This is a genomic window from Sphingopyxis sp. HIX, from assembly GCF_001468285.1.
GTDB lineage: Bacteria > Pseudomonadota > Alphaproteobacteria > Sphingomonadales > Sphingomonadaceae > Sphingopyxis.
Genome location: NZ_LNSB01000005.1, coordinates 92,426 through 119,326, shown reverse-complemented (window position 1 = coordinate 119,326; position 26,901 = coordinate 92,426). Strand labels below are relative to the sequence as shown.

General features: G+C 68.1%; 20 protein-coding genes. 6 read left to right on the top strand and 14 right to left on the bottom strand.

Going from position 1 to position 26,901, the window contains the following annotated elements; translation table 11 throughout:
- Positions 1-4: 4 nt before the first annotated feature.
- From ATE62_RS04175 to ATE62_RS04145, 7 genes are all read right to left on the bottom strand, one after another.
- The gene (locus ATE62_RS04175; protein WP_058806985.1) at positions 5-751 is read right to left on the bottom strand and encodes an SDR family NAD(P)-dependent oxidoreductase; all 747 of its coding nucleotides are present in this window, start codon (positions 749-751) and stop codon (positions 5-7) included.
- Positions 748-1,929 carry an aldose 1-epimerase family protein gene (locus tag ATE62_RS04170; protein ID WP_058806986.1) on the bottom strand — a complete coding sequence of 394 codons (1,182 nt, stop codon included), beginning with the start codon at positions 1,927-1,929 and terminating at the stop codon, positions 748-750. Before ATE62_RS04170 ends, ATE62_RS04175 begins: the two co-directional genes overlap by 4 nt.
- Positions 1,930-1,993: 64 nt before the next feature.
- Entirely contained in the window at positions 1,994-3,118 is a 1,125-nt protein-coding gene (locus ATE62_RS04165) for a fumarylacetoacetate hydrolase family protein (protein WP_058806987.1), read from the bottom strand.
- Complete coding sequence (locus ATE62_RS04160; RefSeq protein WP_058806988.1) at positions 3,115-3,933, bottom strand: kinase; 819 nt, start codon at positions 3,931-3,933, stop codon at positions 3,115-3,117. Before ATE62_RS04160 ends, ATE62_RS04165 begins: the two co-directional genes overlap by 4 nt.
- Positions 3,923-4,882: a 2-hydroxyacid dehydrogenase gene (locus ATE62_RS04155; RefSeq protein WP_058806989.1), complete on the bottom strand. Its 960-nt coding sequence runs from the start codon at positions 4,880-4,882 to the stop codon at positions 3,923-3,925. Before ATE62_RS04155 ends, ATE62_RS04160 begins: the two co-directional genes overlap by 11 nt.
- 1 nt (position 4,883) lies before the next feature.
- Positions 4,884-6,521 (bottom strand): rhamnogalacturonidase, encoded by a 1,638-nt coding sequence (locus tag ATE62_RS04150; RefSeq protein WP_231736096.1) that lies wholly within the window; start codon positions 6,519-6,521, stop codon positions 4,884-4,886.
- Complete coding sequence (locus ATE62_RS04145) at positions 6,518-8,602, bottom strand: right-handed parallel beta-helix repeat-containing protein (RefSeq protein ID WP_197411608.1); 2,085 nt, start codon at positions 8,600-8,602, stop codon at positions 6,518-6,520. Before ATE62_RS04145 ends, ATE62_RS04150 begins: the two co-directional genes overlap by 4 nt.
- Positions 8,603-8,730: 128 nt before the next feature.
- Here ATE62_RS04145 and ATE62_RS04140 point away from each other — a divergent pair, with 128 nt between their 5' ends.
- Entirely contained in the window at positions 8,731-11,322 is a 2,592-nt protein-coding gene (locus ATE62_RS04140; RefSeq protein ID WP_058806990.1) for a glycoside hydrolase family 2, read from the top strand.
- Positions 11,323-11,416: 94 nt separating this feature from the next.
- On the opposite strand, the gene ATE62_RS04135 is transcribed toward ATE62_RS04140, so the two are convergent.
- On the bottom strand, positions 11,417-12,859 hold the full coding sequence (locus ATE62_RS04135) for an aldehyde dehydrogenase family protein (RefSeq protein WP_156420439.1): 1,443 nt from the start codon (positions 12,857-12,859) through the stop codon (positions 11,417-11,419).
- A 329-nt stretch (positions 12,860-13,188) separates the two neighbouring features.
- Between ATE62_RS04135 and ATE62_RS04130 the strand changes: the two genes are divergently transcribed.
- The 5 genes from ATE62_RS04130 to ATE62_RS04110 all read left to right on the top strand — a co-directional run bounded on the left by ATE62_RS04130 (position 13,189) and on the right by ATE62_RS04110 (position 19,306).
- The gene (locus tag ATE62_RS04130) at positions 13,189-13,953 is read left to right on the top strand and encodes a FadR/GntR family transcriptional regulator (RefSeq protein ID WP_058807056.1); all 765 of its coding nucleotides are present in this window, start codon (positions 13,189-13,191) and stop codon (positions 13,951-13,953) included.
- Between the two features lie 198 nt (positions 13,954-14,151).
- Positions 14,152-15,975 (top strand): beta-L-arabinofuranosidase domain-containing protein, encoded by a 1,824-nt coding sequence (locus tag ATE62_RS04125; RefSeq protein ID WP_058806992.1) that lies wholly within the window; start codon positions 14,152-14,154, stop codon positions 15,973-15,975.
- 5 nt (positions 15,976-15,980) lie between these two features.
- A complete protein-coding gene (locus ATE62_RS04120) occupies positions 15,981-16,760 on the top strand; it encodes an SDR family oxidoreductase (RefSeq protein ID WP_058806993.1) in 780 nt (259 codons plus the stop codon).
- 9 nt (positions 16,761-16,769) lie between these two features.
- Entirely contained in the window at positions 16,770-18,032 is a 1,263-nt protein-coding gene (locus ATE62_RS04115) for a ribulose-bisphosphate carboxylase large subunit family protein (protein WP_058806994.1), read from the top strand.
- A complete protein-coding gene (locus ATE62_RS04110) occupies positions 18,029-19,306 on the top strand; it encodes a four-carbon acid sugar kinase family protein (protein WP_058806995.1) in 1,278 nt (425 codons plus the stop codon). The genes ATE62_RS04115 and ATE62_RS04110 overlap by 4 nt, the downstream gene beginning before the upstream one ends.
- Here ATE62_RS04110 and ATE62_RS04105 read toward each other — a convergent pair.
- The 6 genes from ATE62_RS04105 to ATE62_RS04080 are packed head-to-tail and all read right to left on the bottom strand — an operon-like array spanning position 19,303 to position 26,881.
- Positions 19,303-20,571 carry an MFS transporter gene (locus tag ATE62_RS04105; protein WP_058806996.1) on the bottom strand — a complete coding sequence of 423 codons (1,269 nt, stop codon included), beginning with the start codon at positions 20,569-20,571 and terminating at the stop codon, positions 19,303-19,305. The genes ATE62_RS04110 and ATE62_RS04105 overlap by 4 nt on opposite strands.
- The gene (locus ATE62_RS04100; protein WP_058806997.1) at positions 20,568-21,236 is read right to left on the bottom strand and encodes an aspartate/glutamate racemase family protein; all 669 of its coding nucleotides are present in this window, start codon (positions 21,234-21,236) and stop codon (positions 20,568-20,570) included. The genes ATE62_RS04105 and ATE62_RS04100 overlap by 4 nt, the downstream gene beginning before the upstream one ends.
- Positions 21,237-21,253: 17 nt before the next feature.
- Positions 21,254-24,361 carry an alpha-L-rhamnosidase gene (locus tag ATE62_RS04095; RefSeq protein WP_058806998.1) on the bottom strand — a complete coding sequence of 1,036 codons (3,108 nt, stop codon included), beginning with the start codon at positions 24,359-24,361 and terminating at the stop codon, positions 21,254-21,256.
- A gap of 3 nt (positions 24,362-24,364) precedes the next feature.
- Positions 24,365-25,276, bottom strand: coding sequence for an amidohydrolase family protein (locus ATE62_RS04090; protein WP_058806999.1), 912 nt, complete (start codon positions 25,274-25,276; stop codon positions 24,365-24,367).
- A gap of 1 nt (position 25,277) precedes the next feature.
- A complete protein-coding gene (locus tag ATE62_RS04085; protein ID WP_058807000.1) occupies positions 25,278-26,027 on the bottom strand; it encodes an SDR family NAD(P)-dependent oxidoreductase in 750 nt (249 codons plus the stop codon).
- Positions 26,024-26,881 carry a fumarylacetoacetate hydrolase family protein gene (locus ATE62_RS04080; protein ID WP_058807001.1) on the bottom strand — a complete coding sequence of 286 codons (858 nt, stop codon included), beginning with the start codon at positions 26,879-26,881 and terminating at the stop codon, positions 26,024-26,026. Before ATE62_RS04080 ends, ATE62_RS04085 begins: the two co-directional genes overlap by 4 nt.
- Positions 26,882-26,901 lie beyond the last annotated feature (20 nt).

Genomic DNA, 26,901 nt, shown 5'->3' with positions numbered 1-26,901 from the left:
CTTCTCAGTGCATGACCCAGCCGCCGTCGACGTTGAGCGTCTGGCCGGTGATGAAACCCGCGGCATCGGAGGCGAAGAAGGCGAGCGCCTCGGCGATGTCCTGCGGCGTGCCGCGGCGCTTGACTGCCTGATGATCGAGGACGTGCCGCGTATAGCCTTCGGGGTCGGGGTGGATCTTCTCGGCGTCGGTCGGGAAGGCGCCCGGCGCGACCGCGTTGACGGTGATCCCGTCGGGCCCGAACTCGCGCGCCCAAGCTCGCGTCAGCCCGACGAGCGCGCCCTTCGACGCCACATAGGGCGAGAGCAAAGCCCAGCCGCCATAGAAGGTGACGCTCGCGATATTGACGATACGCCCCCATTGCCGCGCGCGCATCGTCGGCAGCGCGACCTGCACCGCGACGATGCCGGCGTCGACATTGACGCGCTGCACCGCCTGATGCTCCTCGACGCTGAACTCGTCGAAGGGCTTGGCGGGGTAGATGGCGGCGTTGTTGATCACCACGTCATAGCCGCCGGCGGCTTTGCCGGCGCGGATCAGGTCGGCGCGAAACCGGTCGAGGTCCGACATGTCGGTGGCGAGCAGGTGGAGCCGCTCGTGGCCGCCCGCGGCTTCGGTCAGCGCGGCGATCTTCGCCGGGTCGTGATCGACCGCAACGACGCGCGCGCCCTTCTCCAGCAGCGCGAGCGTCGCGGGCAGGCCGAGCCCGCCCGCGGCGCCGGTGTAGAGGATCGTCTTGCCCGCGACGCTCATGGCCGGCCCCCGATCGCGGGGTAGTTGCCCGAGGGCTCGGGATAATCCGCGTCGGGCTGGCCCGAAATCGCACGGATGCGTGCCTCGCTCGCCGCGATCGCGTCATTGCCGTCGAGGATGCGCAGCACGGTGTCGTAGCGCCGCTCGTCGCCATGCTCGAGCCAGATCAGCTCGCCGCGCTCGCGCGCGAAGGGCTTGCCGAGCACATGGTTGGTCGAGGGCTCGATGCCCATCGCATATTGGCCGGCCTGGAGGTTCTGCCACTGATATTGGCAGGGGAATTGCGCCTTGCGCGTGACGACCTCGAAACCGAGCTCGATCGCGTCGTTGACCAGCGCGACGGGGACCTCGCCCGCGGCATCGGCGGCGAGTTCGTGCTGCCAGACCTGCTCGTGGAAATTCAGCTGCGGCGCGGGGAGGCTATGGTAACCTACGCCCTGCTTGCGATAATCGCCGCCCGCATGCGCGGCCCACACGACATCCGAAATCGGCGCGAGATAGCGCGATCCCTCGGCCAGCACGGGGTGGCCGACGTTGATATGGTAACAATACATGTGCGGGGTACGGTAGAAGCCGTGGTTGACCACGCGGTCGGCGAGGCGGATTTCGTCGCTCCCCACCTTGGCCTCGATGCGGCGGATGAGGTGCAGGTCTTCGCCGAACACCGTCGACTGCTGGACGACGCCTTCGCACCAGAGCGTGCATTCGTCGCCGTCCCAGACCTCGCCATAGCCGGTGAGCCGCGCCGGGATCGTTCCGATGCGGCCGTGGAGCGACGAGGAGACTTTCTCGCGCGGGCCATAGACATAATGGCTCGCATCGTCGTCGTGCATGAACAGCGTATGGTCGAGCCCGCAGGTGACGATGAGGCCGGAGAAGCTGCGGAGCCAGGCGAGACCGCCTTCGCCTTCATATTCGTGCAGGCCAGGGTGGCGGAAACCCGCGGGCGAGTTCCAGCCGATCGCGCGGCCCTTGTGCTCGCAGTCGGCGATGTCGAGCGCGCGGTCGACGAGTATGGTGAAGCGCAGCCCGGTGCCGGTGCGGAATTCGAGCATGCGGATGCCGCGCTCCACCCCGTCGCCGAGCGTCATCAGGCGCACCCCGGCGAATTGCGACAGCGCCCCCGCATGCGCGGAGACGTCGCGGCGGCTCATGCTGCGGCCGTAGAGACGGGCCATCGATCATCCTCTCTCTGCTATAGCAAAACCATATACAGAGAGATCAATTCAATCAACAGATATATCAGTTGAACAGGCCGCGCTTGGCGAGATTGGCCATCAGGTCGCCGATGCCGAAGCTCCAGGGCGGTGCCGCCTTCGACGTGGTGACGCGGTTGACGAGGCGGCCCAGCGTCGGGGTGGCGATGGAGACGAGGTCGCCCTCCTTGTGCGTGAAGCCGCACCCGGGCTCGTCGCGGTCCTGCGTCGGAGCGAAGAGCGTGCCGAGGAAGAGGGTGAAGCCGTCGGGATAGTGATGCTCGCTCATCGCCTGGCGCAGCAATTCCTCGGGATCGCGGCTGATCTGGTCCATCGAGCTGATGCCGCTGAGCACATAGCCTTCGGGCCCGTCGATGCGGAGATCGACCACCGCGCGGCGGACATCATCGAGCGTGAAGCCGGCATGGAACAGCCGGATGAAGGGCCCTAGCGCGGCGGAGGCATTATTGTCCTTCGCCTTGCCGAGCAGCAGCGCCGAGCGCCCCTCGAAATCGCGCAGATTGACGTCGTTGCCCAGCGTCGCGCCGACCGCCCGGCCGTCGGGTCCCGCGATCATCACGATCTCGGGCTCGGGGTTGTTCCACGTCGAATCCGAGCGGATGCCGATATCGGCACCCCAGCCGACGCTCGCGAGTACCGGCGCCTTGGTGAAGATCTCGGCATCGGGGCCGATCGCGACCTCCAGATATTGCGACCACAGGCCTTCGCCGATCAGCGCGTCCTTGAGCGCCGCGGCCTCGGGAGAGCCAGGGACCACCGAGCGGATGCTGGTGCCGACGCGCGCCTCGAGCGCGGCGCGCAGCGCGCCTGCCGCCGAGGCGTCGCCGCGCGCCCGCTCCTCGATCACGCGCTCGACCGCCGAGACCGCGAAGGTGACGCCCGCGGCCTTCACACATTGCAGGTCGATGGGGGAGAGCAGGCGCAGCGTCGAGATGAGGTCTTCGAGGTCGCCGAGCGCCTCGCCCTTCGAGGCGTCGAAAGTGCGCGCCGCGACCAGCGCAGAGACCGTCGGCGCGACGCGGCTCATGTCGTGGACCACGCCGTTCGTGACGAGCACGGGAGATGGGCCTTCGCCGGTCTCGATGCGGCCGAGCAGGAGGGCACTGCGCCAGTCGGCGGGCAGCATGGCGGTCGAGAAGGCGAGGGTCATTGGGGAGACTCCGGTCGTTCGACCGCGATCACGCCGCGGTCGTCGTTGAGGCGAATTGTCAGGTCGGCGCGGCCGGGCATCTCGGCGAGGATATGCCGCGTCAGCCGCTCATAATGCGCGATGAAGCGCGCGATTGCGGCCGCGTCCATCAGCGCCGCGCCCGCGGGGCTATGCTTGCGAAGCTCATCCTCCTGCTGGGTGCGCCAGCGGTGGACGATATCGAACGACGGTGCGGCGAGGAGGATCAGGCGGTCGATGCGGTCGAACAATGTGCGGTAGGTTCCGGCGAGTGCCATATTGACGAAGCGCCGCCAGCGGCCGTCGGGGTCTTCGGTCCGTTCGAGGGCGTTGACCGGTGTGGCCAGCGCGTCGGGCGCCTCGGGCTGAGCGCCGACGCACCAGCCTTCGAACAGGATCAGGTCGACGGGTCCTTCGACGGGCAAAGAACCCGCCGCGCGGTCGTCGGCCGCCTTGTCGAAGCGCGGCAGTTGGGCAGTACCCGGCCGGGAGAGCGCATCGAGCATGCGGTGCGCGAGCGCGACATCGTGCGTGCCCGGCACCCCGCGTGTGCGCAGCAGCGGGTGCACGGTCTCGGCCAGTGTCGCGCGGTCGGTCGCGGTCAGATAGAGGTCGTCGAGCGACAGGATCGCGGTGCGAAACCCCTGCGCTTCGAGCCGCGGTTGCAATGCTGCTGCGAGCGTCGACTTGCCGCTGCCCTGTGAACCGCAGAGCCCGACGACGAGCGGACGCTTGGGCGAGGCGGCGAGCGCCGCGGCGAGGTCGGCCTCGACGATGGAGCGTGCGTCAGGCGACACGGTCGGGCAGTTCGCGGCCTGCGAAAAAGGCCTCCAGATTGGCGGCGGCGCGCATCCCCATCGCGGTGCGCGTCTCGATCGTCGCGCTGCCGAGGTGCGGCAGGAGCACGGCATTTTCGAGCGCGAGCAGCGCGGGGTGAACCGCCGGCTCGCGCTCATAGACGTCGAGTCCTGCCGCCGCGATCCGGCCCTCGGCAAGCGCGGCCGCGAGCGCTTCCTCGTCGATGGCACTACCGCGTGCGGTGTTGACGATAACCTGCCCGGGCTTGGCAGCGGCAAGCGCCGCCGCATCGATCATATGCCGCGTCTCGGCGCCGCCCGGCACATGCAGCGACACGATATCCGCCGCCGCCATCAGCGACGCCAGCGTCGGGTGATAGTGGGCGCCCTCGGCATCCGCCGCCTCGCGCCGCCCATGATAGGCAATCTGCATCCCGAACCCGTCGCGCGCGCGCTTCGCGGTCGCCCGTGCGATGCGGCCATAGCCGACGAGGCCGAGCGTCTTGCCGCTAAGCCCCTGGCCGATCATATGCGTCGGACGCCAGCCGCCCCATTTCCCGCTGCGCAGTTCGCGCTCGCCTTCGCCCGCGCGGCGCGTCGCCATCAGCATCAGCAGGATCGCGAGGTCGGCGGTCGCGTCGGTCAGCACATCGGGGGTATTCGTCACCGCGATCCCCGCGCGCTTCGCGGCCTCGAGGTCGATATGCTCATGGCCAGCGCCGAAATTGGCGAGGATCTTCACGCGCGCACCCGGCGTAGCCAGAATCTCCGCGTCGAAGCGGTCGGTGATCGTCGGGCAGATCGCGTCGTAGCGCGTCATCGCCGCGACCAGCGCCGCACGCTCGATCGGTACGTCGTCCGCATTGAGATCGACCTCATAATGCGCGCGAAAATGATCCTCGACCCGCTGCGGCAGGCGCCGGGTCACGAGCAGGCGGGGGCGGGGCATCTCAGGCCGGCTGGACGGGCGTCAGCGTCTTGACCAACCCGCCGTTCCGCACCGCGACCGCGGCATCGGCGGCCTTGGTCGTGCGCAGCCCCGACACCATCCCGCTCGACTGGCTGTCGAACAGCACCGCCGGGCGCGCGTCGGGGGTGTCGGTGGTGAAGGTGCAGTCGACCGCCGCGATCCGCTCGGCGTTGAGGACGTAGAGCCCGTGCGCGGGGAAGGCCTTCATGAAGCTCGGCTCGAGGCTCGAATTGCGGCGCTCGGGCGGGTTCCACGCCGCATCTTCCCTGGTGCCGCCGCCCTGGCTCGCGACATGGACGTTGCTGAAGGTTACGTCGCGGATCACCCCGTCGGGGATGCCGACGACGCCGCAGGCATAGCGCCCGTTCGCGCCCGACACATTGATATTGTCGAAGCGCACGCGCTGCACCGTCGCGACGCCCGCGCCGCGGGGTGCGCGGTTGCGCGCCGACAGGCGGACGAAGATCGGGTGGTTGACGATGTTGCGCATCACGATGTCGCTGAAGGTCACATCCTCCAGCACGCCGCCGTCGATCGCCCCCATCTGCAAGCCGCGGCTGTTCTCGCAGGTGCAGCCGGTGACCAGGATGTTGCGGAAACCCCCGACGCTGTCGGTGCCGAGCTTGATGCGGCCGAGCACCCCGACGTCGTCGGGCGCGCGATAGTCCGACATCTTGTACGTCCCGTCGAGCATCGTGCCGAGCGCATAGCCGCTGGTCTTGCACCCGATGATCGTCACGTCCTCGCATAGGATCTTGCGCTCGAGCACATAGCTGCTCTTGAGCACGATCGCGTCGTCCTTGTGCGCGTTGACGGTGCAGTTGCTGATCTTGACGTCGCGGCAACAATCGACGTCGATGCCGTCGCGGTCGGTGTCGATGCGGAGGTTGTCGATCGTCATGCCGCTGCACCCGATCGCATACATGCAGAAATGCCCGCCCTGCAGGATGGTGATGTCGCGCAGCAGGATGTTGCGGCAATTCTTGAACGCGAGCGCCTTGTTGCCCTTGCCCTCTTCGGCGAGCTCGGCTGGGTCGCTGAGGCGCGCGGCGTGCGGGTCCATGCCGCGCTCCTTGGGCGAGACCCAGCCCTGGATGCCGTGCCATTTGGGCGAGGGGCCCTCGCGCCGCAGCCCGAGGCCGTGGATCATGCCGGGGCCGAGCACCGCGGCGTCGCTGATCGCGTCGCCATAGATCAGGCTGTTGTGATAATGCGCGACGCCATAATCGCCGAACTGCTCCTCATAGACGCCCTCGGGCAGGTCGTACTGCCCCTTGTGCTTGGTCGGATCGGCGGCTTCGAGCACCGCGCCCTGCGACAGCACCAAGGTGATATGGCTCTGCAAGCGGATCGAGAAGGACAGGTAACGCCCGGGCGGGATGATCACCGTGCCGCCACCGGCGCGCGAGGCGGCCATGATCGCCTTGTTGATCGCCGGGCTGTCGACCGTCCGCCCGTCGCCCTTGGCGCCATATTTGCGCACGTCGTGAAAGCCCGAGAGCGAGCCGTTGGCGCGCACGATCGCGGGGCTCATCGCCGCGGCGACGGTGATGCCCAGCAGCGCGGCGCGCCGGCTGACGTCGGCACGGCCCAGCATATAATCCGAAACGCCGGTCATTTCTTGTTCGCTTCCTTCTTGCGATGGGGGTTGGCGCGCGCGCGGACGTCGCCATAGCTCACGTCGCCCGCGAGATTCTGGATGCCGGCGTTGCCCATGACGTCGATCGCCTCGGCGGGCCAGGCCTTGCCGGTCACCGGCCGGTCGTCCTCGATCCGGTTGTTGAGATAGGCGGTCCATTGCCCGCCGACCTTGCCGCCATTGTGCCAATTGCCGGTGGCGACATTGTCGGTCGAGATGCGCAGCCACATGCGCACCGCGGGAGTCACGGCGTTGATGTTGAGCCAGGTCCCCGCGTCCTCGACGACGTTGTCGCGCACGGTGATGAACTTCGACCCTTCGTCGAGATAGAGGCCGATGCGGTTGTTGAGGTCGAAGACATGATTCTCGGCGATCACCGTGCCCTCGCTCGCCGAGAGATTGTAGATCGCGCCGCCGTCCTCGAAATGCTTCTTGGTGTCGTAGATGCGGTTATAGGCGACGACGACGTTGCGGTGCATCGTCGGGGTCTCATAGACCCTGTTCTGCGGCCAGTCGTAGCCGTGCATGCGCGTGCGGTAATTGGCGTTGCCCCCCGCGTCGTGCATGCCCCAGCCGTAACCGATGTCGATCGCGTCATAGGGCGTGTCGCTGATGTCGTTGTGCACGATCTGCGCGCCGTCGACATAGGTCGAGAGGATCGCGCTGTTGTCGCTATAATCCTTCGACACCGAGCGGATCAGGTTGTCGACGATCGTCAGCTGGCGGTTGGTCATCCGCGGGTCGGAGGGGTGGTGCGCATCGCGCCGCACCCCGCCCGCGACGATCGCGCCGCCGGCAAGGTCGGTGAAGACATTCGCCGACACCACGGTATCGACCGTGCCCAGCCCGACGCCGGAGATGTTGGCGCTCGCGTCGTTGCCGATCCCCAGCGCATATTGGCCGAGGTGGGCGAAGACATTCTTCTCGAAGCGGATGCCCTCGGCCGCCGACACCTGCACCGCGGCGGGCATCTGCGACCATTCGTTGCGCACGCTCTCGAACTCGGGGCAGCCCCATTTGCAGGTGACCAGCGGCTCGGCGGGATAGGCCGCGGCGCAGCCGGTGAGGTAGGAGCCGCTCTGCTGGCTCGCATAGCCCTCGGCGCCGTTCGGCCCGAGCCAGCTGCTATGCGAAAAGCGCAGCCCGCTGACCGTGACATTGTGCACCGGCGCATCGTAGCTGCCCGCGATGTGGAAGAGCGTCTGTAGCCGCGGCAGCTCGACCTCGAGCTTCGCGATATCGGCGCCGTCGGCGGGGCGGTAATAGAGCTTGCCCTTCGCGGCATCGAGCGCCCACTGGCCCGCCTTGGTCAGGAGGCCGAGCCCGCCGCGCAGGTAGAGCTTGCCATCCTCGGGCTTGTAGGGGTGGGCGAGCGTGTCATAGCCCCAGATATTATTCGCCCAGGCGGGCTGCTTCATCACAAGCGTCTTGCCGTCGATCCGCTCGACCGGCGAGAAGCGCGTCGTGAAATGGCCGAGCGCCATCAGTTCGAGCCGCGATGCGCCGAGGCGCTTGAGGTCGCCCGCGGCGGGGTCGTTCACTACCAGGCCCTGGTTGGTGAAGACCACCTGTTTGCGGTCGAGTTCGATCCCCGCGACCTCGGCCATCTGGCCGTTCACGAACAGGTGCCGGCTGTCGGCGCCGCGCGGCACGTCGGCGACATAGATATGCTTCGCCGGGTCGTGCAGCTTCCACCCGGTGACCGCGATCCCGCCCGAGAGCACGGGCTTGGCGCCCGGCGCCGCGGCCCAGGTCACGGTCCAGCCCTTCTGCCCGCCGTCGGCGGCGGTGAGCGTGATCGGCTTGTCGAGGCGATAGATGCCGTCGGCGATCTGCACCGTGACGTCGCTCGTCGCGTTCGATTTGCGCACCTCGGCCTGCGCGCGGGGCAGGGTGCGGAAGGGTCTTTCGGGCGTGCCCGCGGCCGAATCGTCGCCGTCGGGCGACACCGCGATAGTGACCAGCGGGCGCCTCAGCCCCTCGGTCTGCGCCCATGCGGGGGCGGCGAGCAGCAACAGGCCCGGCGCCAAAAGCCATGTCTGCCCGCTGTAGCTGCGCATTTCGCCTCTCCGTTCTGCTGTTGGCGCGGTTATGGCTTGGCCTAACTGAAATATCAATATATGATTCTCATATTTCAACGATAGGGGAGAGCGACGTGCGGTCGGCAGCGGCGATTTGGGTATTGGCTTTGGCTCTTGCAGCCCCGGCAAAGGCGCGCGAGGCGGAGCAACTCGCCGACGGCTGGTCGTTCCGTTTCGGCATCGCCGACGAATCGCCCGCGGCGCCCGGCTACGACGACAGCGGCTGGGACAAGGTCGTAGTGCCGCATACGTGGAACCGGCTGGGCAACCCCGGCGTCGGGCGCGACGACACGATCAACGCCGACCGGGGGATGGGCTGGTACCGCCGCAGCCTCTGCGCCCCCGCCAAGGGCAAGCGCACGATCCTCGAATTCGACGCCGCGAGCATCGTTGCCGACGTCTGGGTCAACGGGACCAAGATCGGGCGGCATGAAGGCGCCTTCTCGCGCTTCCGCCTCGATGCGACCGATGCGCTGAAGCCCGGCTGCGGCAATGTGGTGGCGGTGCGGGCGGACAACAGCAAGCCCGACGAAGGCAGCGCGACCTGGCACGTCGTGCCCTTGTCGGGCGACTTCATGATGTTCGGCGGCCTCTATCGCCCGGTGACCCAGCTGACCGTCGATCCGCTGCACATCGACCTGATGGATCATGGCGGGCCGGGGGTTTACGGCCATGTCGCGGCGCTGGACGACGCCCAGGCGAGGGTGGTCGTGAAGACGCGCCTTGCCAACACCGGCGCAAAAAGGGCCGCGGCGAGCGTCGCAACGACGATCCTCGACGCCGACGGCCGCGTCGTCGCCACCGACAGCCGCAAGGCGGCGCTTGCCCCCGGCCGCACCGAAAGCGAGGCGCAGCTCAGTGTCGCCAACCCGCGCCGCTGGGACGGGCTCGCCGACCCCTATCTCTATCGCATCGCGGTCGAGCTGCGCGATGCGAAGGGCCGCGCGCTCGACCGCGTCGAACAGCCGCTCGGCATCCGCTCGATCGCGATCGACGCCGAAAAGGGCTTTTTCCTCAACGGCAAGCCGCTCAAGCTTCAGGGCGTGTCGCGGCACCAGGATCGTTATGCCAAGGGCTGGGCGATCGCCGACGCCGATCATGCCGAGGATATGGCGCTGATCCGCGAGCTCGGCGCGAACACCGTGCGGCTGTCGCATTACAACCAGGCGACGCCCTTCTACGAGCTCGCCGACAAGAACGGCATGATCCTCTGGGCCGAGCTCGGACTCGTCAACCAGACCGCGCCCAAGGGGGTCAAGGACACCCCGCCCGCGATGCTCGCCAATGCCGAGGCGCAGATGACCGAGCTCATCCGCCAGAATTACAACCATCCTTCGGTTGCGATGTGGTCGATCGGCAACGAGGTCACCAACTGGAGCTGGAAGGGGCTGACCCCGTCGAACCCCCGGCCCTTGATGGAGGCGCTCAACACGCTCGCCAAGCGCGAGGATCCGACGCGCCCGACGACGATGGCGACCTGCTGCGAACCCATGCCCGGCGACAAGGACGAGCGCCCGATCCTGTCGGGCATCGCGGACACCGTCGGCTTCAACCTCTATCTCGGCTGGTACGGCAAGGGTTATGTCGCCGAGGTCGACGGGCTCGCCGCGCACCTCACCGAACTCCACAAGCGCTTTCCCGGCCTGCCTATCTCGCTCGGCGAATATGGCGGCGGCGGGGCGATCAGCCAGCACACCGACAATGTCCATGGCGGCAAGATCATGAACGTCTCGCGCCCGCAGCCCGAGGAGATCGAGAGCTACATCCACGAACGCTCGTGGAACCAGGTCAAGGGGCTGGGTTGGCTCTATGGCGCGTGGGTGTGGCAGATGTTCGACGCCGCGAGCGAGGTGCGCGAAGAGGGCGACGCGACCGACGTCAACACCAAGGGGCTGGTGAGCTTCGACCGCAAGGTGCGGAAGGACGCCTATTATTTCTACAAGGCCGCGTGGCAGGCGAAGGAGCCGGTGCTCCACCTGACGGGCAAGCGTTATGTCGACCGCGCCTATCGCACCGTCGATGTCCGCGCCTATTCGAACCAGCCCAAGGCGAAGCTGTCGGTCAACGGCCGCGAGATCGGCTGGACCGATTGCGTCGATGCGATCTGCGTATGGCCGGGCGTGAAGCTCGACGCCGGCGAGAACAAGCTGGTCGCCGCGGCGGGCAGCCTCACCGACAGCGCAGAGTGGCGCTACGCCGGGCGGGCAGAGGATGTGCATATCCTCAGCGGCACGCTCACCGGCGCGGTGGTGGGCGGCACCCGCTACGGCTCGGACAATTTCTTCGAGGGCGGCAACGGAGCGCCGCTCAACCGCTTCCGCCGCGAAATCTACGCCGCGCCGGGGAGCGAGAAGCAGGACCCGCAGTTGGTGGTCGCGGGGGCGAGCAAACCCGAGCTCTACCGGAACTACCGCACCGGCGTCGCAGCCTATCGCGTACCCGTCGCCAACGGCCGCTACCGCGTGACGCTGCACCTGTTCGAGCCGGTCGAGGACGCGGCGGGCAAGCGCGCCTTCGACGTGACCGTCTCGGGCGGCAAGGCGACGCGCAAGGTCGATCCCTTCGCACTCGCGGGCGGCAAGCTCAAGGCGGCGACGGTTACGCTGCCCGCGGTGGTCCGCGACGGGGTGCTGGTGATAGACTTCAAAAAGGTCGCGGGCGAACCGATCCTGTCGGCGGTGGATATCGTCGCGGAATAACGCTCCCTTCGTCATCCCGGACTTGATCCGGGATCCCGCTTTTTCGCGTCGACAGCGGGACCCCGGGTCCAGCCCGGGGTGACGAGGGAAAGGGCTAGTCCGCCGTATAAACCGTCTTGACCTGCGTATAGAATTCGACCGCCGCAAACCCCTGCTCGCGCGGGCCATAGCTCGACCCGCGCGTCCCGCCGAAGGGGACGTGATAGTCGACCCCCGCGGTCGGCAGATTGACCATCACCATGCCTGCGCGAACATGGCGGCGGAAATGGCGCGCATATTTGAGCGAGCCGGTGACGATCCCGGCCGACAGCCCGAAATTGCCCGCATTGGCGAGCGCCAGCGCCTCGTCATAATCCTTGACCCGCACCGTCGAGACGACCGGCCCGAACACTTCCTCCTGGTTGATCCGCATCCCGGGATCGGTGTCGGCGATCAGCGCCGGGGCCATATAATAGCCCGGCGTATCGAGGCGCAGCGCCGCGCCGCCGGTGACCAGCCGCCCGCCCTCGGCCTGCGCGAGTTCGACATAGGACAGGTTCTGCGCGAATTGCTGCTCGCTCGCCGCGGGGCCGACCTGCGTCGCGGGATCGAGCGCGGCGCCAACCTTCAGCGCCGCCGCGCGCTCGGCGAGCGCGGCGACGAAGCGGTCGTGCACCGCGTCCTCGACGATCACCCGCGACGAGGCGGTGCAGCGCTGCCCGGTCTGGAAAAAACCGCCGTCGAGCGCGATCGCCACCGCCCTGTCGAGATCGGCGTCGGCGAGCACGACGAGCGGATTCTTGCCCCCCATCTCCATCTGCACGCGCGCCTGCCGCGCCATCGCGGCCATTCCGACCTTTGCCCCGACGCCCTGCGAGCCGGTGAAGCTGACCCCCGCGATGCCCGGATGCTCGGCGATCGCCGACCCGACCCCGCCTTGCCCCAGCACGAGGTTGAAGATGCCCGCGGGCGCATTCAGGCTCGCCGCAGCGTCATGGATGATCGTCGCCAGCGCGTGCGCGATCGCGGGGGTCGAATTGGCGGGCTTCAGCACCACGGTGTTACCGAAGGCGAGCGCGGGCGCCGCCTTCCACGCGGGGATCGCGATCGGGAAATTCCACGGCGTGATCAGCCCATAGACGCCGACCGCCTCGCGGTAGGTCGCGGCGCCGATCCCCGGCCGCGTCGATTCGAGCGTCTGCCCGTGGCGGCGCAGTGCCTCGCCGCCGAAATAGCGGAAGATGCGCGCGGCGCGCATCACCTCGCCGGTGGCCTCGGCGCGCGTCTTGCCCTCCTCGCGCGCGAGCAGTTCGCCGAGTGCCGGGGCCTTCGCCATCAGCTCGGCGGCGACGCGGTCGAGCAGGTCGGCGCGCAGCTCGGGGCTCGCCTGCGACCAGGCGGGGAAGGCGGCCGCCGCGGCATCGACCGCGGCATCGACCTCGGCCGCACCGCCCGCCGGATAGGCCGCGACCACCTCGTCGGTGTTCGACGGGTTCAGGCTTTCGAAGGGCGTGTCGGCGGCGACGGCCTGGCCGCCGATGAAGTGGGTCAGTTTCATGCGCTTTTCCATGCTGCGAGGGGAGGGCTTGTCACTCCTATAGCCGTTGCACAGCGCACTTGAAATATTAAAAATAGAATGTGATATCTTAAGGCGCAGATCGAACCCGGGGAGCGGAGCCGTGCGAACAGCATGCTGCCGGGCAGGCATAAATATGATACGCGCGCCTAATCGCGCACTTCCGGCGCGGCGCGCAAAGCAAGCCGCCTCCGCGTTTCCAATTGATTATTGGAGAACGATATGAGACGTCCCAGGCAGGATTGCAGCGTCGGATTTCGCTTCGGATTTCGTCGCGGCCGGGGCTCCGTCGCAACCAGTGGACAGGCGAATTGAACCAATATTCGGATAAGGCCGTCTTTTCGGATCGCGGCGATTTCGGCCGCTTCGGTGAGGCTGCGCGGTCGAGCCACGACCAGGTCGCGCGCGCTTTGGGCAATGAAATCCTGTCGGGCGCACTCCCCTCGGGATCGAAGCTGCCGCCCGAGGCCGATATCCTGAAACGCTTCGGCATCTCGCGCACCGTGCTGCGCGAGGTGTTCAAGACGCTGACCGCGAAGGGCCTGATCGTCGCCAAAACGCGCGTCGGCACCACCGTGCTCGACAGCAGCTACTGGAATTTCTTCGACGCCGACGTGCTGTCGTGGAAGGTCAACCAGGAGTTCGACCTCGATTTCATCCGCGAACTCGCCGAGGTGCGCGTCGCGATCGAATCGGCCGCCGCCGAGGCCGCGGCGATCCGGCGCACCGAGCAGGACATCGCCGACATGCGCCGCCACGTCGCGGCGATGGGCGCGGCGACCGACGACCCGCGCGAATTCGCCGAGGCCGATTTGCGCTTTCACAAGGCGGTCGGGCGCGCGTCGGGCAATGCGATGATGCGCTCGCTGTCGGCGGTCATCGAAACCGCGCTCGTCGCCTCCTTCCGCATGAGTTCGCCGGTCAACGAGGCCGACGAGCATAAGGCGAGCGTGCGCGGCCATGCGAAGATCGTCGACGCGATCGAGGCCGGTGATGGCAAGAAAGCCGCGCAGGCGATGCGCGCGATCATCGGCCACGGCGTCTCGCGCATCGAGGGCGCGTCGAAGGGGAAGTAGGGCTGACGACGTCGCCCCCGCGAAGGGCGGGGGCCGCCATCGGTTTACGCGGCATCGCCGAGCAAGGCAGCCAGCGGCCCCCGCCCTTCGCGGGGGCGACGGCTTAACCCATCGCAACCCGATTGCACTCCCCGATCAATTATACTATTATATTTCTAAATGCTCCCCTGTGCGGGCGGGCAGGCAAGGGAGATGAGAATGGATTCGACCGCTCCAGCGCTTTCGCGGCGCCATTTCATGCATTGTTCGGCGTGCGCGACCGCCGCCGCGGGGATGACCGCGATGCCCGCCGCCGCCTGGGCCGCGGGCGCGCGCCCGGCGCTGCGCGGCAAGGAGGCGATGCACGAATTTCCTTATGGCGCGGTCCGGCTCACCGGCGGGCGGATCAAGGAACAGTTCGACCATATCCACTCGCATTTCCTCGCGCTCGACAACGACCGCATCCTCAAGGTCTTTCGCCAGAACGCCGGGCTGCCCGCGCCGGGCCCCGACATGGGCGGCTGGTACGACAAGGACGGCTTCGTCGCCGGGCTCACGATGGGCCAGTACATCTCGGGTCTCGCGCGCTACGGCGCCGCGACCGGCGACAAGGCGGCGCACGACAAGGTGCATCTGCTCGTCCGCGAATGGGGCAAGGCGATGGTGGAGGCCAAGAACCCCTATGCCGGCCCGCGCGCGCAGGCGCAGTGGGCGGCCTATGTCATGGACAAATATGTCGTCGGCCTCGTCGACGCCTATCGCCTGAGCGGGGTCGAGCAGGCGAAGACCCTGCTGCCGATCATCATCGAGAAATGCCGTCCTTATATTTCGCCGGTCTCGCGCGACCGCATCGGCAAGACCGAGCCGCCGTACGACGAAACCTATGTCATTTCGGAAAATCTGTTCCACGTCGCCGAGATCACCGGCGACCGGAAATATCACGACATGGCCGTGCATTATATGCTCGACAAGGAGTGGTTCGACCCGCTCGCACGCGGCGAGGACGTGCTCCCCACCAAGCACGCTTACAGCCACACGATCGGCAACGCCTCGGGCGCGCAGGCCTATCTCCACCTCGGCGACGAGAAGTATAAGAAGGCCATCGTCAACGCGTGGAAGTTCATGGAGCCGCAGCGCTTCGCCTCGGGCGGCTGGGGCCCCGAGGAGCAGTTCGTCGTGCTGGGGCAGGGCAATCTCGCGAAGAGCCTCAAGACTTCGAAGGCGCATTTCGAGACGCCGTGCGGCGCCTTCGCCGACCTGAAGCTCGCGCGCTACCTGATCCGCTTCACCGGCGAGGCGCAATATGGCGACGGGCTCGAACGCACGCTCTACAACACGATGCTCGCGACGCGCCTGCCCGACAGCGACGGCGGCTACCCCTATTATTCCGATTACGGCGCGAAGGGCGAGAAGCGCTATTACCACCAGAAATGGCCGTGCTGCTCGGGCACCCTGGTACAGGGCGTCGCCGACTATGTCCTCAACGCCTATTTCCACGACGATGACAGCCTGCTCGTCAACCTCTACACCGCATCCGAGGTGACGTGGGACCGCCCCGGCGGCACCGTCGAGGTGGTGCAGGAAACCGACTATCCGGTCGGCGACACGGTGCGGCTGAAGGTCCGCAAGCCGGGCAACGGCCGTTTCGCGATGAAGCTGCGCATCCCGGCCTGGACCAAGGGCGCCAAGCTGACGGTCAACGGCAAGGCACATGCGGCGACCCCGGGCCAGCTCGCGACGATCGACCGGGTCTGGAAGGCGGGCGACAGCGTCGAACTCACCATCCCGCAGCCGCTCCGCACGCTGCCGATCGATGCCGAGAACCCGAACCTTGCGGCGTTGATGCGCGGCGCGGTGATGTATGTCGGGCTCAACCCCTGGGACGGCATCGACGAACAGGTGGTCGCGCTGCCCGGCGCGGTCCAGCCAATGCCGGGCCATCCCGAGGCCTATCGCGCCAAGGTCGGCGAGCGCAACCTGGTCTTCGTGCCCTATTATGCGGTCGATACCGAGCGCACGACGACCTATTTCAAGACCGCGTGACGCTTATGCGCCGGTTCGAGGGCCACACAGTCGTCGTTGCCGGCGGCAACAAGGGGATCGGGCTCGCCATCGCCGAGCGCTTCGCATCAGAAGGTGCGAACCTCGTAATCGGCGCGATCGAGGCCGACTTGTCGTCCGCCGAGCGGGCGCTCGCGGCCCATGGCGGCATGGTCGTCGCGCAGCGCTGCGACGTGACCCGGGCCGATGATGTGCGCGCGCTGTTCGAGGCCGCCGAGCCGCTCGGCGGGGTCGACATCGCGGTGCAGAATGCGGGGGTCATCACCATCGCGCGGGTCGAGGACCTGACCGAGCGCGAGTGGGACCTGAACCTCGCGGTCAACACCAAGGGCGCCTTTCTTTGTTGCCAGGAGGCGATCCGGCGGCTTCGCGCGCGTGGTAAGCCCGGCCGGCTGATCAACACCGCGTCGGGGCAGGCGCGCGACGGCTTCATCTACACGCCGCATTATGCCGCATCGAAATTCGGTGTCGTCGGTCTGACGCAGAGCCTCGCCAAGGAGGTCGCGACCGAGGGCATCACCGTCAACGCGATCTGCCCGGGGATCATCCACACCGACATGTGGGACTATAACGACCGCGAATGGGGCCGGCTGATGGGCGATTACGCCCCCGGCGAATTGATGAACGAGTGGGTGCAGGGCATCCCGATGAAGCGCGCGGGCAGCGGTGCCGACGTCGCCGCGCTCGTTGCCTTCCTCGCCAGCGCCGACGCCAGCTACATCACCGGCCAGACCATCAACGTCGATGGCGGCCTCATCATGTCCTAGGGATCAGCAATGGACCGCGTCACGGCGACTTATGAGATCGAGACCGCCTTTCCGCTCGAGGATGCGGCGGCGACCATGGCGGGCGAGCAGTCGACCGGCACCTTCGTGCGCGTGCCGGGCGAGACCGACGAACTACGCGAGGCGCACGCCGCGCGCGTCGAAGCACTGACCGAGCTCGAGGAGGTGGCCGCGCCGTCGCTTCCCGGATCGGGCGTCCCGAAGGGCTGGGACGGCAAGCGCGGCCGCGCGCGCGTGACCCTGTCGTGGCCGGTGTCGAACTTCGGGCTGTCGCTGCCGAACCTGCTCGCGGCGATCAACGGCAACCTGTCGGAGCTCAAGGCCTTCTCGGGCTTGCGGCTCGTCGACGTGACGCTGCCGCCCGAATTTCTCACCCGTTATCAGGGCCCGCAGTTCGGCGTCGCGGGCACCCGCGACCTCGCGGGGGTCCATGGCCGCCCGATCATCGGTACGATCATCAAGCCCAGCGTCGGCCTCTCGCCCGAGGCCACCGCCGAGCAGGTGCGCGGGCTCGTCGAGGCGGGGATCGACTTCATCAAGGACGACGAGCTGCAGGCCGACGGCCCGCATTGCCCGTTCGAGGCGCGCATCGACGCGGTGATGCGGGTGATCAACGACCATGCCGAAAAGACCGGCAAGAAGGTGATGTTCGCCGCGAATCTTACGGGCGAGATCGACGAGATGCTGGGCCGCCACGACCATGTCGTCGCGGCGGGCGGCACCTGCATCATGGCGAGCATGAACTCGATCGGGCTGCCCGCGATGAAGGTCCTCCGCGCGCATTCGGCGCTGCCGATCCACGGTCACCGCAACGGCTGGGGCCTGCTCGGCCGTTCGCCCGCGATCGGCATGAGCTATATCGCCTTCCAGAAATTGTGGCGCCTCGCGGGCATCGACCACAGCCACGTCAACGGCATCGACAACAAATTCTGCGAGAGCAACGAGAGCGTCATCGCCTCGGCGCGCGAGTGCCTGACGCCGATGTTCCCGGCGCCGCACAAGGGGTGCGAGATCATGCCCGTCTTCTCGTCGGGCCAGTCGGCGAAGCAGGCTGCGCCCACTTACGCCGCGCTCGGCAGCACCGACTGCATGTTCGCCGCGGGCGGCGGGATCATGGCGCATCCGGGCGGTCCCGCCGCCGGGGTGCGCGCGCTGCGCCAGGCGTGGGATGCCGCGGTGGCGGGCGTGCCGGTCGAGCAGGCAGCGAAGGACGCCCCCGAACTCGCCGCCGCGCTCGGCGCGTTCGGCGGGTGAGCCCGCTCTACGCCTTTTACGGCGACGATTTCACCGGATCGACCGACGTCCTCGAACAGCTCGCCGGGGGCGGGGTGCCCGCGGTGCTCTACCTCCGCGCGCCGGAGGCCGCCCTTCGCGCGCGCTTCGCCGACGTCCGCGCCTTCGGCCTCGCGGGCGACAGCCGCAGCCGCTCGCCCGAATGGATGGACGAGCATCTCCCCGCCGCCTTTGCCGCGCTCGGCGAGGGCGCGGTGGTGCATTACAAGACCTGCTCGACCTTCGACAGCGCGCCGCACACCGGCTCGATCGGCCGCGCGCTCGATATCGGCGTCGCGGCCTTTGGCGGCCCCGCGGCGATTATCGTCGGCGCGCCGCATCTCGGCCGCTACGTCGCCTTCGCCAATCTCTTCGCCGCAGCGGGTGAGCAAATCTACCGCATCGACCGCCACCCGACGATGGCGCGGCACCCGGTGACGCCGATGCATGAGCCCGATCTGATCCGCCACCTCGCGGCGCAGACACGCGCCACCGTCGGCCATGTCGCGCTCGACCGCATCCATGCGGGCGAGGCGGCCGCCGCGTTCGACGCCGCGAACCTCGGGGCCGATGCGGTGCTGTTCGACGGCATGACGATGGAGGATCTCGCCGCAACCGGCGCCGTGTTGCTCGATCGCGGCACCCGTTTCGCGGTCGGCAGCTCGGGCGTGACGCGCGCGTTGGTGCTCGCCTGGCAGGCGCGCGGCATGGTCGACGCCGTCCCGCCGACGGTTCACGCGGGCGAGGCCGAACGCCTGCTTGTCGTCAGCGGCAGCTGCTCGCCCGTCACCGCGCGCCAGATCGCGCGCAGCGCCGCCGACGGCTTCGTCGCCGCGCGCGCCGATGTCGCCGCGCTGCTCGCTGGCTCATCCGCCGAGGAAGCGCGCCTGACCGATGCGGCGACCGCCGCGCTGGGGCAGGGCGGCCGCGCACTGATCCACTCGGCCGAAGGTCCGCTCGATACCGCCGCGCCCGCCGCGGGCGAGCGGCTCGGCGAAGCGCTCGGCCGCATCGCGCGCGCCGCCGTCCTCCGCACCGGCCTTCGCCGCCTGCTCTTCGCCGGGGGCGACACCTCGAGCCACGGCGTCGCGCAGCTCGGTATCGACGCGCTGACCTGGGCCGCCCCGGTCGAGCGCGGCGCGCCGCTCGTCCGCGCGCATGCGAGCGACCCCGCGATCGACGGCCTCGAACTGGTGCTCAAGGGCGGCCAGATGGGCGGCGAGGATTTCTTCGAGATCGTGAAGCGCGGCGGTTAGGCCTTCGCCGCCGCCGCCAACTCGGGCGCCGCCTTGTGATCGAACCCCTTGGTGCAATCGATCAGCGCGAACAGTCCCGCCGCGACCAGCACCATCAGCGCGACCCCCTGCACCGGCAGGTCGTAATTGCCCGTGCCCGCGATGATATAGCCGATCGCCACCGTGCCGATGAAACCGCCGAGGTTGCCCGCAGTGTTCATCACGCCGCTCGCGGTGCCGCCATAGCGCCCCCCGATCGACATGCACATCGCCCAGGCCGCGGGCAGCATCAGGTCCATCACTCCGAAGGCTGCGGCGGCGAGCAGCACGATCGCGATTTTGTCGCTCGCCTGGCTCATCGCGAACAGCAGCACTGCGGTGCCCGTCAGACACACGCTCGCGATCAGCCGATAGGCGTTCTTGATCCCGATCCGCTGCGCCAGCCGGTCGCACAGTAGCCCGCCGATCAGATTGCTCGCGATGCCGAGCAGGAAGGGCAGCGAGCCGTAGAGCCCCATCTCGGCCTCGGTAAAGCCCGATCCCTTGACCATCCACGTCGGGAACCAGCCGAAGAAGAACCAGCTGCCGAAGGCGTAGAAGAAATAGGCGAGCGCGATCAGCCACAATTGCGGCAGCCCGAGGAGCTTGCGCCACGGCGTGCCGCTATGCCCGCCGCCCTCGTCCGCCCCGATATCGGCGATTTCCTCGGCGCCGATCCCCGGATGGTCCTTCGGATGGTCGTGATACCAGCGGCGCCAGGCAAAGGCCCAGGCGAAGCCGATCAGCCCCAGGATCACGAACACCGCCTGCCAGCCGAGCCATACGTTCATCGGCACCAGCAGCAGCGGCGCCAGCGCGCCGCCGAAGCGGCTCGCCGCCCATATCACGCCTTGGCCGCGCGCGCGTTCGCGCGCCGGCATCCAGCGATAGAGCACCCCCGACATGTTGGGATAGGCCCCCGCGGCGCCGAGCCCGAACAGGAAGCGCGCGACGGTCAGCTGCCAGAAATTGTGGCACGCCGCAGTGATCGCGGTGAAGAAACTCCACCAGATCGTGATCCGCGTCAGTTCCTTGCGATAGCCATGCTTGTCGCCCATCGCCCCCGACGGCACCTCGAACACCGCATAGGCGATGACATAGGCGCTGAGCACCCAGCCCCATTGTTCGGGGGTGATGCCCAGATCCTTCTGGATCGTCGGGCCGGTGACCGCGATCGCCATGCGGTCGATGAAGGTGATCACCGACAGCGCGGCGAGCAGGATCAGGACGCCATGGCGCTTCTTCATTTCGCGAGATCCGCGAGCAGCTCGGTGGCACGCGCCATGCCGAGCTCGGGGCTCGCGAGCACGGGTGCCGCGACTGCGCCCTCGGGCAGGCTCGCGACAACGCGCGCCATCGACGCCTGTGCGAGCACGATGACGTCGACGCCCTGCATCGCCCCGGTCAGCGCCTCGCCGACGATGCGGTCGTGCGTCGCGCCATCGCCCGCCATGACCGCGTCGAAGGCGCCGGCGCAGACATGCTCGACGATCTCGACGTCCTTGCCTTGCTCGGCGGCGACGCGGCGGATCAGGTCGGCGGTGGGTTTCAGCGTCGTGGACAGCGTCGCGATGACGCCGATCCTCGTGCCGTTCGCGACCGCCTTTTCGGCCATCGGCCGGTCGACGCGCAGCACGGGCTGGTCGTAGAGCTCGGCGGCCATGTCGACCGCGGGGCCGATCGACGAGCAGGTGACGAGCGCGAGGTCGCAGCCCGCGTCGAAGGTCGACCCCACCATCTGGATCACGCGGCGCATCGTCGGCTTCTCGAGCTTGCCCGCGGCGATCGTGTTCTTGATCGTGCTTTCGTCGACGAAGTGCAGGATGCGCACATCGGGCATCAGCCGCGCCGCGATCTCGTTGAAGATCGGCGCCAGCACCGGCGAATTATGGATGAGCCCGAGCGTCGGCATGATGGATTCTCTCCGGTCTATGGTCTGAAATCGTAGGTGCCCGATCCGACCGTGAAGCGGACATGGCTTGCGGTGCGGGCGAAAGCGCGGATATCGGGGTGCGCCTCCAGTGGCGTGCCGCCCTCGGTCCAGTCGCGCGCGGGCAGTTCGACCTCGGCGACGGCGTTGGCGGGGACGGTGAGCACGAAACGGGTAAGGCCCTCGGCGTCCCCATCGGTCTCGGTCGCGATCAGGCCCACCGGGGATTCGAAGCTCGCGGTCACGCGGCCGACGGCAGGCAGCCACAGCGGCCGTGCGGCGATCCGGCTGAAACCCGGCGCGGCGGGCGCGATCCCGGCGAGGCGGCGGTAGAAGAAACCGACCACCGCGCCGAAAGCATAATGATTATAGCTGTTCATCGCGAGGTCGCCGGTGTCGCCGTTCCAGCGCTCCCACACCGTCGTCGCGCCTTGCTCGGGCATATAGCCCCAGCTCGGATAGCCCGTCTGGAGCAGCAGACCCGCGACCGCGTCCAGCTTCCCGGCATCGGCGAGCACGTCGAGCAGATAGGGGGTGCCGAGGAAGCCCGTCGACAGCTTCATCCCGCGCGCGGCGATATCGGCGGCGAGGACCTCGGCCGCGGCGGCGCGCTGCGCGTCGGGGACCAGCCCGAACGCCAGCGACAGGATCTGGCTTGTCTGGCTGCCGTTGCCGCATATCCCGTCGGCCGCGACGAACTCCGCAGCGTAGGCCGCGCCGATCTTCGTACGCAGGTCGCGGTAGTGCGCGGCGTCACCCGTGCGCCCGCTCGCCGCGGCCATGTCGGCCATCAGCTCGGCCGACCACGCCCAATAGGCGGTGGCGCAGAGGATGCGCGGCGTGGTTTCGTCGTCGGGCTTGACCGCATCGACCGACAGCCAGTCGCCAAGGTCGAGCCCGCGGTCGTGCCGCCAGACATGGTCGGGATTGCCGCGCGCGACGAAGCCCATCCACGCCTCCATCGCGTCCCAATTCTCGTCGATCACCGCGGTGTCGCCGTAACGCTGCCACAGCTGCCACGGCAGGATGATCCCCGCCTCGCTCCACCCCGCGGTGACGACATCGGGGTAGGAGAGCGGCTGCGGCACGACGATCGGATAGGCGCCGTCGGGCCGCTGCGCCGCGCGCGCTTCGGTGAGGAAGCGGCGGATGAAGGGATCGACCTCCATGTTGAACGCCGCGGCGTCGAGGAAGACCTGGATGTCGCCCATCCATCCCATGCGCTCGTCGCGCTGCGGGCAATCGGTCGGGACCGCGAAGAAATTGCTGCGCTGGCTCCACAGCGCATTATTCCAGATCGTCTGGAGCAAAGGCGCGTCGCGGAAGCTCATCGCGCCGACCTCGCGGCAGGCGCTGTGGACGATCACGCCCTCGATATCCTCGGCCGTCGGCACCCCCGGATAGCCCGCGAGCTCGACATAGCGGAAGCCGTGATAGGTGAAATGCGGCTCGAACACCTCCTCGCCGCCGGTCCCCGCGAGGATGAAGCGGTCGGTCGCTTTCGCAAGGCGCAGGTTCGACAGGTCGGCGGTGCCGTCGGCGTTCAGCAATTCGGCAAATTTTGCGCTTATTTCGGTTCCCGCAGTCCCCTTCGCGCGGATGCGCACCCAGCCCGAGAAATTCTGCCCGAAGTCGAAGATAAAGCGCCCCGGCGCCGGCTCGGCGATCGCCACAGCGCGGCGCACGCCCATGCGCCCGACCGCTGGCGCCGTCTGCGCGACCAGTCGCGCGTCGGGTGCCGCGCCGACCTTGACCGGTGCCCAGCCCCCATCGTCGAACCCCGGCTTATCCCAGCCGGGCTGTTCCAGCCGCGCGTCATAGGTCTCGCCGTCGTAGATTTCCGACAGCAGGATCGGCGACATACCGATCGTCCAGTCCGGCCCCGTCGTCACCCAATCGCTGCCGCCGTCTTCGTAGTCGATCCGCAGCATCGCGCGGAAGCGCCGCGGCGCGGGACCGAAGCCATAGCGCTCGATCCGCCAGCCGAAGGGGCTCGCATACCAGCCATCGCCGACGATCGCGCCGAGCGCATTGTCGCCCGCGGCGATCAGCGTCGTCACGTCGTAGACCTGGTAGAGGATATGGCTCTTCGCCACGGTTATCTCGGGCGCGAGGATCGCGTCCGACACCCGCCGCCCATTGATCCGCGCGTCATAGGCACCGAGCGCCGTCGCATAGAGCCGCGCCGCCGCGACCGGCCGCTCGACCGTGAAATCCGTGCGCAGCAGCATCGCGGGCTCGCTGGGCCGCGGGTCGCCCTGCGCCCAGCTCGTGCTCGGCACGACCCGCGCCCAGCCGCTGGCTTCGAAATCTGGCGACGTCCACCCCGAAGGCGGATCGGCGAGGACGCGAAATGCCGAACCGGTGAGCCGGTCAATCCGCCCATCGGCGCGGTGCAACCGGATCAGCGCCGCAAAGGCGCCGCCATCGACCGGAAAGAAGCCCTCGACATCGGCTTCGACCAGCGCGCAGACCGAGTTGCGCCCCGCCGCCACGACGCCGTCATAGGGTGCCAGCGTCCCCCAGAAGGGCAGGTGCGTGTCCCAGCCGAACGGCCGGTCGAGCGGCGACGCCGCGCCATTGATCCATACGCCGCGGAGGTGGTCCTTGCCCGCGACGAGTATCTCGGCGCGCACGACATCGGCGGGCGCCTCGAAGTCGAGCCGGAAGCCATGCGGCCGCGCGTCGAGCGAGGTCTCGCCCCAGACCCAATTGACCCCCGCCGCACGGTCGGCTGCAGCGAGCGCATCCTCGGCCTCGATCCAGTCGCCGCGCCAGTCGGCGGGCGAGGGGAGCCCCGCCTCGAACCACGCCGGCGCGGACGGCGCGCCGCCGTCGATCTCGACCGTCCACCAGATACGCTGCATCGCCGTCAGCGCGGGTCCGCCATAAGCGATGTCGAAGCTCGCCCTCGACGCCACGGTGCCGCCGTCCCACAGCAACTCGCCTGCCTCAAGCGCCGCCACGCTCGCCGCCGCGCGGATGCGATAGCTGCGCTGCAAGACCCCGCGCCCCGCACCCTCGACGCGCCACGACAGCCGCGGATGCGCGGCCTCGGTGCCGAGCAGGCCGCGCACATAGTCGCTACGCAGGTCGACGGCGCGCATCGGCTAGAGCTCGATCCCGAGCCGGTAGATGCGGTTGGCATTGCCGCCGAACAGGGCGGCGCGCTCGTCGTCCGAAAAATCGGCGGTGATCGCGTCATAGGCGTCGAAGTGCTTGTCGAAGCTGCCGAACAATTTGTCGGTCGGGAAGTTGCTCGCGAACATCGCGCGGCCGGTGCCGAACATCGCGATCGTCTCGAGCACGTAAGTGCGTGCCTGCTCCGCGTCCCACGGCCGCCAGGTGAACCCCATGCCCGAAATCTTGCACGCGACATTGGGCAGCGCCGCAAGGCCGGCCATCCCGCGCCGCCATTCGTCCCAGCCGTCCTCGTCGCCCGGGATCGCCATCCCCATATGGTTGACGATCACCTGCGTATCGGGGTGTTTGGCGATCAGCGCGGCCAGATGGCCGAACTGCCCCGGATAGGCCTGCAAATCGAAGCTCAGCCCGAAGCGCTTCAGCAGCGCAAAGCCCCGCATCCACGCGCTCGACGTCGTGACGTCGGCGGGCGAATAACTCCGCGCCGGGTCCCGATGCCAGTTGACGATATGCCGGATGCCGCGGACGTTGCGGTGCTCGATATGCGCCGCGAGCAGCCGCTCGACCTCGGGATCGTCGAGCGCCGCGAACGCGACGATCCCGCTCGGCAGGCCGCGCGCGTCGGCCAGCCCCTGCAACCATTCGGTCTCCTTGAGCGCATCGGCCGGATCGGCCCCCGCGTCGATATGCACGATCCCGCGTACGTCCCACTTCGCCGCATCGGCCAGATAGGCATCGAGCGGATAGTCGACCGCGATCGGCTCGACGCTGCCATTGGGGTTGTCGGTGTCGAACGGCCCGGTCAGCCACGGATAGCGGATATGCGCCAGGTCCCACAGATGGACGTGCGGATCGACCAGGGGCGGGCGCGCCTTCATATCAGAAGGTCGTCCGGCCACCCGAGGTGTCGAAGGTGCTCGCAGTGGTGAAGCTGCATTCCTCGCTCGCCATGAAGCACACCATTGCCGCGCTCTCCTGCACTTCGCCCAGGCGCCCCATCGGAATCTTCGAGCGCATATAGTCGACCTGGCTCTGCGGCAATTGCGCGAGGATCGGGCTCTCGAAGGTCGCGGGGGTCAGCGCGTTGGCGATGACGCCCTTGCCGGCGAGTTCCTTGCCCAGCGACTTGGTCAGCCCGATCACCGCCGCCTTCGACGCCGAATAGGCGCTGGCGTTGGGATTGCCCTCCTTGCCCGCGACCGACGAGACGTTGACGATGCGGCCATAGCCGGCTTCGAGCATCAGCGGCACCACCGCGCGGTTGCAATAGAAGAGCCCGTTGACGTTGATGTCGAACACGCGCAGCCAGCTGTCGACGGGGAATTCGTGCACCGGCACCGTCGCGCCGGTGATCCCCGCCGAACAGACGAGGATGTCGATCTTGCCGAGCGCGGCATGGCTCGCCGCCGCCGCACCCTCGACCGCGGCGAGGTCCGACACGTCGAGCGCCTGCACGTCGCTTGCGCCAGTCTCGTCCTTCGCCGCGGCGAGCGCGTCGGCGTTCAGGTCCCACAAGGCGACCGTGCCGCCCTCGGCGACGATGCGCGCCGCGACTGCCTTGCCCAGGCCCGACGCGCCGCCTGTGACGATCGCACTGCGTCCCGCAAAACGGCCCGCATAGGCGCTCATGCCGCGGGCTTCCACGCGACGAAGTCCTGGCGCTGCGCGCCCAGCTTCTCGATGCCCAGTTCGACGACATCGCCGGCCTTCAGATACCAGGGCTCGGGCTTCTGCCCCAGCCCGACGCCCGGCGGGGTGCCGGTGGTGATGATGTCGCCGGGCTCCAGCGTCATGAACTGCGAGCAATAAGCGATGATCTCGGCGACGGTGAAGATCATCGTCTTCGTATTGCCGTCCTGCAACTTCTGGCCGTTGACCGACAGCCACATCGACAGGTCCTGCGGATCGCCGACCTCGTCGGCGGTAACCAGCCACGGGCCGACGGGGCCGAAGGTCGGGAAACCCTTGCCCTTGTCCCAGGTCATGCCGCGTTCCTGCTGCCAGTGGCGCTCGGACACGTCGTTGATCACGCAATAGCCGGCGACATGGCTCAGCGCGTCGGCCTCGGACACATAAGAGGCGCGCGTGCCGATCACGACGCCCAGCTCGACCTCCCAGTCGGTCTTGAGCGAATCCTTGGGGATCGTCACCGGATCGTTCGGCCCCTGGATGCAGCTCACCCATTTGTTGAACACCACGGGCTCGGCCGGGATCGGCAGGTTCGACTCCGCGGCATGGTCGGCATAGTTGAGGCCGATCGCCACGAAATGCCGCGTGCCGGTCACGCACGCCCCGTAGCGCACCTCGCCCTCGACCAGCGGCAGCGACGCGGGGTCGATTTCGCCGAGCGCGGCGAGGCCGGGCTGGCCGATCGCGAGCGCGTCGATGTCGGCAACATGTCCGCTCAGGTCGCGGATACGGCCCTCGGCGTCGATCAGCCCGGGCTTTTCGGCGCCCGCGGCGCCATAGCGGCAGAGTTTCATGGCTTGTCCTTGTCTCTTAG

Coding starts and splice junctions, on each gene's coding strand:
- ATE62_RS04175 (WP_058806985.1), bottom strand. CDS start 751: ATGAGCGTCGCGGGCAAGACGATCCTCTACACCGGCGCCGCGGGCGGG.
- ATE62_RS04170 (WP_058806986.1), bottom strand. CDS start 1,929: ATGGCCCGTCTCTACGGCCGCAGCATGAGCCGCCGCGACGTCTCCGCG.
- ATE62_RS04165 (WP_058806987.1), bottom strand. CDS start 3,118: ATGACCCTCGCCTTCTCGACCGCCATGCTGCCCGCCGACTGGCGCAGT.
- ATE62_RS04155 (WP_058806989.1), bottom strand. CDS start 4,882: ATGCCCCGCCCCCGCCTGCTCGTGACCCGGCGCCTGCCGCAGCGGGTC.
- ATE62_RS04150 (WP_231736096.1), bottom strand. CDS start 6,521: ATGACCGGCGTTTCGGATTATATGCTGGGCCGTGCCGACGTCAGCCGG.
- ATE62_RS04145 (WP_197411608.1), bottom strand. CDS start 8,602: ATGCGCAGCTACAGCGGGCAGACATGGCTTTTGGCGCCGGGCCTGTTG.
- ATE62_RS04135 (WP_156420439.1), bottom strand. CDS start 12,859: ATGAAACTGACCCACTTCATCGGCGGCCAGGCCGTCGCCGCCGACACG.
- ATE62_RS04125 (WP_058806992.1), top strand. CDS start 14,152: ATGGATTCGACCGCTCCAGCGCTTTCGCGGCGCCATTTCATGCATTGT.
- ATE62_RS04120 (WP_058806993.1), top strand. CDS start 15,981: ATGCGCCGGTTCGAGGGCCACACAGTCGTCGTTGCCGGCGGCAACAAG.
- ATE62_RS04115 (WP_058806994.1), top strand. CDS start 16,770: ATGGACCGCGTCACGGCGACTTATGAGATCGAGACCGCCTTTCCGCTC.
- ATE62_RS04105 (WP_058806996.1), bottom strand. CDS start 20,571: ATGAAGAAGCGCCATGGCGTCCTGATCCTGCTCGCCGCGCTGTCGGTG.
- ATE62_RS04100 (WP_058806997.1), bottom strand. CDS start 21,236: ATGCCGACGCTCGGGCTCATCCATAATTCGCCGGTGCTGGCGCCGATC.
- ATE62_RS04095 (WP_058806998.1), bottom strand. CDS start 24,361: ATGCGCGCCGTCGACCTGCGTAGCGACTATGTGCGCGGCCTGCTCGGC.
- ATE62_RS04090 (WP_058806999.1), bottom strand. CDS start 25,276: ATGAAGGCGCGCCCGCCCCTGGTCGATCCGCACGTCCATCTGTGGGAC.
- ATE62_RS04085 (WP_058807000.1), bottom strand. CDS start 26,027: ATGAGCGCCTATGCGGGCCGTTTTGCGGGACGCAGTGCGATCGTCACA.
- ATE62_RS04080 (WP_058807001.1), bottom strand. CDS start 26,881: ATGAAACTCTGCCGCTATGGCGCCGCGGGCGCCGAAAAGCCCGGGCTG.